The sequence below is a fragment of the Natroniella acetigena genome, from assembly GCF_023227745.1.
Taxonomy (GTDB): Bacteria; Bacillota; Halanaerobiia; order Halobacteroidales; family Halobacteroidaceae; genus Natroniella; species Natroniella acetigena.
In genome coordinates this window covers 1-9,282 of record NZ_JALKBX010000078.1, presented here as the reverse complement: position 1 = coordinate 9,282, position 9,282 = coordinate 1, and the positions used below count along the sequence as shown (strand labels likewise).

At 28.2% G+C, this 9,282-nt stretch carries 10 protein-coding genes; all 10 read left to right on the top strand.

Features of this window, described 5'->3' with window-relative positions; all coding sequences use genetic code 11:
- Positions 1 to 196: 196 nt before the first annotated feature.
- Complete coding sequence (locus MWH25_RS12065; protein WP_248627904.1) at positions 197 to 361, top strand: aspartyl-phosphate phosphatase Spo0E family protein; 165 nt, start codon at positions 197 to 199, stop codon at positions 359 to 361.
- 274 nt (positions 362 to 635) lie between these two features.
- Positions 636 to 3,371 carry a TrlF family AAA-like ATPase gene (locus MWH25_RS12060; protein WP_248627903.1) on the top strand — a complete coding sequence of 912 codons (2,736 nt, stop codon included), beginning with the start codon at positions 636 to 638 and terminating at the stop codon, positions 3,369 to 3,371.
- A 638-nt stretch (positions 3,372 to 4,009) separates the two neighbouring features.
- On the top strand, positions 4,010 to 4,825 hold the full coding sequence (locus MWH25_RS12055; RefSeq protein WP_248627902.1) for a hypothetical protein: 816 nt from the start codon (positions 4,010 to 4,012) through the stop codon (positions 4,823 to 4,825).
- 421 nt (positions 4,826 to 5,246) lie between these two features.
- Positions 5,247 to 5,489, top strand: a complete 243-nt coding sequence (locus MWH25_RS12050) for a DUF6794 domain-containing protein (protein WP_248627901.1) — start codon at positions 5,247 to 5,249, stop codon at positions 5,487 to 5,489.
- A 142-nt stretch (positions 5,490 to 5,631) separates the two neighbouring features.
- A complete protein-coding gene (locus MWH25_RS12045) occupies positions 5,632 to 6,879 on the top strand; it encodes a hypothetical protein (protein ID WP_248627900.1) in 1,248 nt (415 codons plus the stop codon).
- Positions 6,880 to 6,932: 53 nt separating this feature from the next.
- Positions 6,933 to 7,655 carry a hypothetical protein gene (locus MWH25_RS12040; RefSeq protein ID WP_248627899.1) on the top strand — a complete coding sequence of 241 codons (723 nt, stop codon included), beginning with the start codon at positions 6,933 to 6,935 and terminating at the stop codon, positions 7,653 to 7,655.
- A 219-nt stretch (positions 7,656 to 7,874) separates the two neighbouring features.
- A complete protein-coding gene (locus MWH25_RS12035) occupies positions 7,875 to 8,225 on the top strand; it encodes a phage holin family protein (RefSeq protein ID WP_248627072.1) in 351 nt (116 codons plus the stop codon).
- A gap of 10 nt (positions 8,226 to 8,235) precedes the next feature.
- Entirely contained in the window at positions 8,236 to 8,610 is a 375-nt protein-coding gene (locus tag MWH25_RS12030; protein WP_248627898.1) for a hypothetical protein, read from the top strand.
- Between the two features lie 16 nt (positions 8,611 to 8,626).
- Positions 8,627 to 8,833, top strand: coding sequence for a DUF3006 domain-containing protein (locus MWH25_RS12025; RefSeq protein ID WP_248627897.1), 207 nt, complete (start codon positions 8,627 to 8,629; stop codon positions 8,831 to 8,833).
- Between the two features lie 385 nt (positions 8,834 to 9,218).
- The coding region (rpmG, locus tag MWH25_RS13230; protein WP_428832828.1) for a 50S ribosomal protein L33 at positions 9,219 to 9,282 on the top strand (64 nt) is incomplete at its 3' end.

The window sequence follows — 9,282 nt, the reverse complement described above, 5'->3', positions numbered from 1 at the left end:
CAAGATAAAATTGTCTATAGAAGTAGAGAGTTTCCCTATTCCAGTAGTCATTATTATCGGGTTAAGAAGAGAGCATTGAGAAAGCTGGATGATAATATCGGGGACTTATTATGAGTTTATTTGGAAAACATTTGTTTTATTTAGAAGAATACGTTATAGTAATAATTACTATTACCATTATTCGGAGGTGGTAATTATGACTGATAAGCTTAAGAAAGAAATTGAATTTTTGCGGAGAAGGATGGCTAAAGAGGCTGAAGGTAAGGATTTATTAGATGAAGGTGTACAGGCTGTTAGTCGAGAATTAGATAAGAAGATTGTTGAGATGATGAAGCAGGATAACTTATTGGCCAGTTCTTAATAGAGCTGGTCTTTTCTTTATGTAAATTTTGGTTTAAGTTTCAGGAAAAATGTAGTAAAATGTTAGTAAGAATATTTTTTCTGACTAATGTTGTTCGTGAATATTAAGTTCAAGGATTTTAACGATATCTAAGTATGAGATAAAATGAAGCATAAAGAGGACTTATAGAAGTTTTTAGAAATAAGTTGGTCTAATTTTTTTAATAAAACGTCGTGAAACTCTTAATGACTTTATGTGACATGGAGAATTTAATTATTCTAAGGAGGTAGATAAAGTGTTAGATTATACTAAATTTATTGAAGGATCTAAATGGAGAAAATGGGATTTACATGCTCATACTCCACTAGATCCAGAATGGATAGATAAACCTTTATTAGAGAATGAAAAGGACAGACAAAAATTTGCTAAAAAATATATTCAATTTGCTCACACTCAAAATATTTCTTTAATTGCAATTACAGATCATAATTTTTGTAATGATATGAGTGATTTATTAATTCCTTATATACAAAATGAAGGTAATAAAGTTGGAATAAGTGTATTGCCGGGATTTGAAATTACTGCAAAGGATGGGAGTGGTATTCATTTATTAGTTATATTTAAAGAAAATGAAGATTTAAATAATATTAATCAATTAGTAAAGCAATTATTTTCAGTAGGACAAGTACTTATTCCTGATAATGGGAACATACCTGCTTCAAATAAATCTATTAAAGAAATATATGATAAAATAAAAGAAGCAAAACTTGATGCAGTAATGATATTTGCTCATGCAGATAGTGATAATGGAGTATTAAAATCAAACACTATAACAGGACAAAGACGAATTCAAGAATGGCATAAAGATTTTATTAATATTTGTCAACTATCTAAATCAAAAGAAAAATATGAAAGTGGTTTTTATTATGATTTAATAAATGACGAAAATCATGGTTATTATCGAAATGATATAACTTATATAGTATCCTCAGATTGTAGAAAAATAGATTTTTCCGATTCAGCAAATGATAGATTATATTTAGGGGAAAAGTTTGTATGGGTAAAAGCAAACCCTACTTTTGAAGGGTTAAAAAAACTTATTTATGAACCAAATGAAAATGTTAAGGTTCAAGATTATAATCCTTATAACCATTTTAAAAAACCTTATTTTTCTAAAATAATTATAAATGAAACTCCAATATTTGATGAGAAATCGGTTAAATTTAAAAGTCAAGAAATACCTTTGAATAGAGATTTGGTTACTATTATCGGTAGTAGGGGGGCAGGGAAAAGCTTATTGTTAGATACAATAAATAAAACTTTTAATTGTAATAATAGAAATGAAAGAGCTAATAAAATTAATATTAAAAAAGACGATTTTAAATTATTCTATAAAAAGAAAGATAGCACAGAATTAGAATTTAATATTCAAAATGATAATAAACTAGATTATTTACATGTAAGTCAAAGTGAAGTAAAGGATATTGTAGAAAATCCAGAAGGTTTAGATTTAGAGATAAAAAAAATGCTTGGAATTAAAAATCAAGAAATTACTGGGAAGCTAGATAATAATATAGAAAAAATCATTAATGAAATTGATTCAATAAAAAAGTGGTTTAGGGTAGAAGATTTAGATGGTAATTTAATTAATAGCATAGAATATAATAAAAATGTTATAAATAAAAATGAAGAATTAATAAAAACTATTACCACTTCTTCAAATAAAAAATTAATTGAAAAATATCGGGAAAACAAATCAATGTTAAGTAATAAGCAGAACTATAAAAATAGATTAAAAGTACTAAAAGATAGGTTAGATGGATTTTCTGATTCTATAAATACAGAAATAAATGAGTTAAATTCTAATAGTGATGAATGTATACCTAAAGTTAATTTTGATACGCAACTAAATAATTTAAATATAATTCTTGAAAATAATTCTAATGAAATTGAAAATTTTAATAAAGAAAATTCAAATATTGAAACAGAATTTAAAAAGGCTGGAATAGAGGGAGATATATCAACTTTATTAGACAAAGTAAATAATTATCAAGATGAAATTGAAAAATGTAAAAATAAAGCACAAGAAATACAAAAAAAGAAAAGTAAATTACATTCTCTATTTGATAAAAGAAATGAATTTGTTTCTAAATTAGAAACTACAATAAATCAACAAGTTGAGCAAATTGATAATCAATGGAACGAAATAAAAAAGGGGAAAGACTCCTGGGATGAAAACCAAAAAGAAATAATTAATCATTTATTAGAAGATATAGACATATATGGAGAAGTTTATTTTGATGATGAAAAATTTTATAATCTTATTTATGATGTATTAAATAAAACTAAATTCAGGGAAACTAGAGACAAGACTAACTTTGATAGAATTAAACAAATGTTTAAAATTAATTCTCTTGAAGATTATTATGACTTTATAAAAAATAAATCAATAAGAAGAAGTAATAATCAAAAAAGAATAACTTTAGAAGATTTAATAGAAAAGGATAACTATTTTATTAATGGTGGAAAGAGAGAATTTTTGGAGATTCTTTTCATGAGTCATAATAGAAATAAATATTTAAAAGTAATTTGCAAAACAAAATATAAAGGGAAAGAGCCTAAAAAATTATCAGTTGGTCAACGTGGAACCTTTTTTATTTGTTTAAAATTAGCAACAGATACTTTTTCTACTCCATTTATATATGATCAACCTGAAGATGATTTAGATAACAATTTTATTGTTGAAGAATTAGTTCCATTATTTAAAAAGATAAAGAAATATAGACAAGTTATTTTGGTTACTCATAATGCAAATATAGTTGTTAATTCTAATGCTGAACAAGTAATAGTTGCTCAAAATGAAGAAGAACATATATCTTATGTTAGTGGTGCTCTTGAATGTTCTTTTAAGAATCAAAATAAGAGTAATTTGTTAAAAAGCCAAGGAATAAAACAGCATGTTTGTAAAATATTAGAAGGAGGGAGGAAAGCTTTTGAAAAAAGAGAACAAAAATATGGTTTTAAGAAATGATGTAAAAAATTGCTCACGTCACATAAACTAGTTAATAACGGATAATAAAAATTTAAATCTTTCCAAAAAATTCTCGGAAGCAAAATGAGAATAGATGAGAAATTCTGTGAGATTTCTCATCATCTCAAATGTTGTCCCTCAAGTACCCCTCCCCCCAAAATAATGGCACCTTTTTTGGCTCGGTGGTTGTGCGAGCCTGTTCTCAAAGGGAGTTGATGGGTAGGGGGTTTGGGGGGAGGGATTTGAGGGAAAAGATGGTTTTGCTGGAGGGGATTTTTAAACATTAGCCGATTGGGTTGTTAAATCTTTTCTAAAAATTAAAGCCTGGCCCGGTTGAAGGAGTGGAAAGCAGTATAGATACCGGGTGCTGACTTGTTCTTTAGTCAGCTTGTAGCTATGCTGTCTTGGAGCGACTGAAATGGGGTCACTGCAATTAGGGATAGTGGTACTGAGTGATTGTGTCAGTACTACTATCCCGTTTGTTTTTGGTGTTGGCCCGTTTATTATAAATTAGTTTAAATTATTTTATTTTGCTTAATTAGTAATCTGAGCTTGGGTATACTATTAAATAATAAGGTTTACCGAGTAAACGACTTGTAAACTAGTAGATTACTTTATTATTAAAGGAGGATTTCAAAATGTCTACTTTGAGCGTAAAAACTAATAAAAAAATCAAGCAAAGATTTAAAGAGAAAGCTGATGATTTAGGAATCAGTCAAAAAGAATTTCTTGAAAAGTTGGTTAATTCTCATTTGATTGCTGAGCTGGAAGGGGAAACTAAACAGCTTAATTTAAATAGTGATATTGGAAGTAAAGAAAGTAGTCTTAATAATGTGGTTAAGATTATAAACAATATGGTAACTAAGATGGATACGGCAGTAGATGAATATGAAATTAAAGCAAACCAAAAAGTAGAAGAATGCGAACAGACCTTATATAAAGTTGAAATTGAGAAGGAAGAACTTTCAGCTAAAAATAAAAGTTTAAAAGAGGAAATAAAGAAAGTTAGAAGTAGGTTGTTTGATAAAGAGGATGAGTTGATGAAAGTAAATGATATGCTAAATACTAAGAAAGAGTTGATTGAAAACTTAAAACAGGATCAAGAGAGATTACAGAAGGAAAATGAAGAACTACTACTTAAGAGTACCAATTTAGAAAAAGATAATAGTAAATTAAAGGAGAAGAATGATCAGTTAGTTGAGGATAAGCAGCAGCTTAAAGATCAGATTACAGAACTTAAAGTAGAGCAAGATAAGTTAAATAATGAAAATGAGTTATTAACTAATGAGAAAAGAAATCTTGAACAGGAAATAATGAAATTAAGAAATGAAGTTGAAGAGAATAGATCTGAAAATAAAGAGTTAAAAAATGAAATTGAAAAGTATAGACAGCGGTTAGAGTCATATGAAGATAAATTATCTGATGTATTACTTAATAGTGGAGAAGATGACTGAAATGTTTTATGAGGGTAGTTTTTAGAGTTTTATTAAGCATAATGGGTGATAAATTAGGGCTTGTGGTACTGAGTGGTTGTGTCAGTACTACAAGCCTTTAATGTTTTTATGGTGTTGAGTGTTGGCCCGTGCCAATACTCATTAGTTATTATTTATTTTATATTTAGAGGATATTTATTCTTTAATGAGAAAATAATACTAGAGTTTAATTTATATTACAAATCAGTTTGAAGGTGAGTGAAAACAGGAGTAATTAAGATAGTATTAGAACAGTAAGGATTCCTATAATTGTAATCACTAGTATAACTTCAATATTAGCTTTACTATCTTCAGCTTTAAGCCAGTCTAGAAACTTCAATATAATTTACCCCCATTACTTTTTTTAGTAGTTTGCCCAAAATTAGAAAGGGTGATTAGTTTGTTGCATGAAATCAGTAAAGAAGAGATTGAGGAAGCTGTTCAGTATTTGTCTGATGAAATTTCGGATGAGATTTTAGAGAAGGTTAAAGAGATGAGTGAAGAGGAACTGTTAGATCAACATTTGTTTTTAGGTATACAGGTGAGAAATATGTTAAGAGAAGGTGGCTTTAAGTGGAATGATGTAGTATTGGATGAGTTATGGAGGGAGATTATTAGGTTAGCAGTAGAAACTTCAGAAATTTAAAGTTAGCAACAGTAAATTAAAAAGCATATATAATTGTTGAATGAGGGGAATAGAAAGTAAAATCAAATAAATTGCTTATGAAATTTCATGAAGATCGAAGTCAGTGTTTGTCAAGTAAGTTAAGCGACATAAATTTTAAAATATGGTATTAATAGAAAATATACGTAAAAAGGAAGGGTTGATTATTTTGAAAAAAGCCGTTTATAATTTAATTTTTGGTAAAAGTTTTTATCCAAACTTAGAAAAGATAAATGAATTTTCTCCAAAAGAATTTATAATTTTAGGCTATAAGTTTGTTAGACATAATAATTTCAAGGATAATATTGATAATTTATATTATCCTAAGATTGTTCAAGAGAAAGCAGAAATTAAGAGTGATAAAGGTTTCTTTGAAAAAATAATTTCAAACCCAGATTTAGCAAAAGAATTTTTACAAAAAGCTCAAGAAGACCTTGATAATTTTACCTTTGTAAAAAAAGAAGAAAAAGCGGATTTGTCCAAATTAGTTGAAGTAATGGGGGGGGAATACAGCAAAAAAGAAATCAAGGAAAATATTGGAGGACATCAATTGACTTATGAAGTCGAATTACCTTCTGAAGAAAAACCAGCTGTTATATCTAAAGATGGTACTTTATTAACTGATATTTTACTTTTATTAAGTATTTTTACTGGAGCAAGAGTTATTGTAGAAGATAATTTAAATAGATATTGGCAGAAGGTAAATTTAGAAATGCTTGAATGTGATTATCAAAAGGTAATAAAGAATATAGAGAATATTATATCTAAATTTGAAAATGAAGACTTTAATTTCAGATTACATGGAACCAATTTATTTTATTATTTAGAATTAAATTCAACTCAATTATTGGATTTGAAGTTTATGATATTAGGGACAGTTTTAGATTCGTTCACAAAAACATATGTTAGAGATAATGAAAAAAGTTTTGAAAAAGCAATCAATCCAATTTGCAAATGGGATGCTGTAGGTAACAATAAAAAGTCCTTTGCTAATAGGTTATATTTTTTATTAGCAAACTTATTTCTTAATAATAATGGCATATCAGGTAAAAATGATTACTATTTAAAAACAGATAAATTTGTAGAAATTCGAAATCAGATAATTCATAATAACAGATTATTCCCAGCAGATGAATTGAAAAGTGGATATTTTACTCTAGCTAATGATTTAGAAAAAGTAGATAAGTTTAAAAGGTTATTTCCATTTACTAAAACGCCTTTTAAACATGAAGTGTTTTCTTTTGCTGTACAAGATATTTATTTTCTTTGGAAAAATATTTATACTTATAGTTTATTAGAGATATTAGAAATTAAAGATTGGTATAATAAAAAACAAACTAAGGATGTCATATTAGAGGTTTTAAGCAAATAGATTTACGTCGCTTAACATGCGTTAGGCGAAATGACATTAAAGGGGGATTAAATTTGAATGTTAAACTGAAAGAAGAGATTATTAATCTTTATGAGGAAAAATTGAAATTATTAGATAATAATTATTGCTCAAATTGTAACCCACAGATAAAGTATCCTTTATTACCTTGGCATGTAGGAAAAGATTTTTTAAAAAACGAATTTAGAATAATGTTTATAGGGAAACCTCATAGAGGTAAACCTGGAAAAATTACAAATGGAAAATACATTGATTCTCAAAACCTAAGTAAGAAATTATTTTTTGAAAAAAACAAATGGGCTTATTGGGCTTATACTAGGAAAATTGCTACTTCTATTTTCAATTCTAAAATAAAGGCTTGGAATAATATTGCAATAACTAATTTAATAAAGTGTACTAATACTTGTTCTGATGGCAATTCAAATGATAAGACAACTTTTAATATGGCTCAAAATTGTGTTGAAAATAATGCCACTATTTTTGAAGAAATTCAAATGATAAAGCCATTTATAGTTGTTTTTTATACATGGAATTTATATCGCAATATTTTAAAAGACTTGCCTGATTATTTTAATTTAATTGAAGAAAAAACATCAATAAACAATAGAATTAAATGTGGAAATAAAAATATTGGTTGGTGGGATAGAGTATATAAGGTGCCATGGACTTCACAATTAAAATTTTTAGTAGTAAGTCATCCAGGCAGGAAAAAGAAAGAGGAATATACTAAGTTAATATCAAATTGGATACATGAATAAAAATGCTACTTCGTCTAAATCAGCTAATATCGGGTCAACAAAATAACCCCAAACACCCAGTCAGATCTTAAACAGATCTGGCTTTTTTCTTTTTGGGCCAACTTTGTGCCAATCTTGGGAGTTGGCTGCTTTAGATATTGTGTATAATAATTGAAGATGTTGGCCCAGTAGGGAGGAGGGAAAGAATCTATTGATACTATTTATTATTTCATAGGGCTGATGGGAGGGGGAATTTATTATTGGTTAGGTGGTGATGATCAGTCCTTAAAGTTCTTAATTACTATAGTAGTAGTCGATTATATTACTGGATTGTTATCTGCTTTTGTTTTGAAAGAGTTGAATAGCAAAATAGGTCATAGAGGAATACTTCGCAAGATTGGTCTTTTTTTAAGCATAGTAATTGCTCATTTGGCTGATGAAGTATTGGGAAGTCAAGGAATGATTCGCTTAATGGCTATTTGGTTTTACATCTCCAAGGAGGGGATTAGTGCTGTAGAGAATTTGGCCCAGGCTGGGGTGCCAATTCCTAAAGCTTTGAAGAAAGCTTTACAACAGATTCAAGAGAAATAGGAGGAATTACATGAGTGAAACTATTAGAATTTTAACAACGACAGGACTGAATTTTGTTCCTGTCATTACTATAGTAGTTATGCTATTGAGAAAGCTTTTTCCTGGTATAGATCCTTATTTTGAAAAAGGATCTATAATTTTAGCTGAAGTTGATGATGTTCTAGATGGAATCCTGCTAGAGTATCCAGAGAATAATGCTTTAAATCGAGTTAATGATGTAGTAGAAAACTTAGTGCAGCAGTTGAAAAGAGCAGGTTATAAAGTTGATCAGGAAACGGAGGTGAAGATTGAAAATCATGTCAAAGGGAGATTAAAGAGAGAAGAAGGAGCTAATGTTTCTTGGGATGGCGATGATTTGAAGCTGGAGTATAATAAAAACTTTTAATCAAGGAGGAGATAAAATGAGAGGAGTAATTGATCGTTTTGTTGGTGATTTTGCAGTTGTCTTGTTGGAGAAGCAAAGAGTGCAGTTGGATGTATTGAAGGATGAGATACCTGGAGATCCTGAAGAGGGGGATTGGTTACAGATTAAATTTATTCCTGACAAGAAGTATACCAAAGAGCGAAGAGAAGAAATGAGGAAGATGTTGGATAAGTTAACAAGTTAATATTATTATTTAAGGGACTATAGCTTTTAAGCTATAGTCTTTTTTATAGAATTGAGCAAGGTGTTTTTAATACAATTTTTATGAGAATTCATGAATATACTAAAAGATAGAAAGTAATACTAAATTAGGGAGATAAGTAGTTTAATAGTAGTCTAAACTTATGAAAAGGAATGAGTAATTTAATGTATGACAATACAATCGTTCTAAATTTTAATTGAATTCTAATTATAGTTAGTTATAAAAAATACTAAAAATAATTTAGATTTACCTGAAAAAATTTGATGTTATCCCTATAGTAGATAATATTGACTTTTTTTTTAAAACATGATATTTTATATAGGAGAGATTAGAAAAATGATCTGCTTTGGTTGAGGAGGTGGCAGTGATGAGAGAAATAATTACTTTAGCTTGTACAGAGTGTAAACAACGTAACTATTCAACAACTAAGA

Bases quoted from the DNA above. Each gene is read 5' to 3' on its own strand.
- MWH25_RS12035 (WP_248627072.1), top strand. From the start codon at position 7,875: ATGGGAGGGGGAATTTATTATTGGTTAGGTGGTGATGATCAGTCCTTA.
- MWH25_RS12065 (WP_248627904.1), top strand. From the start codon at position 197: ATGACTGATAAGCTTAAGAAAGAAATTGAATTTTTGCGGAGAAGGATG.
- MWH25_RS12055 (WP_248627902.1), top strand. From the start codon at position 4,010: ATGTCTACTTTGAGCGTAAAAACTAATAAAAAAATCAAGCAAAGATTT.
- MWH25_RS12030 (WP_248627898.1), top strand. From the start codon at position 8,236: ATGAGTGAAACTATTAGAATTTTAACAACGACAGGACTGAATTTTGTT.
- MWH25_RS12025 (WP_248627897.1), top strand. From the start codon at position 8,627: ATGAGAGGAGTAATTGATCGTTTTGTTGGTGATTTTGCAGTTGTCTTG.
- MWH25_RS12045 (WP_248627900.1), top strand. From the start codon at position 5,632: ATGGTATTAATAGAAAATATACGTAAAAAGGAAGGGTTGATTATTTTG.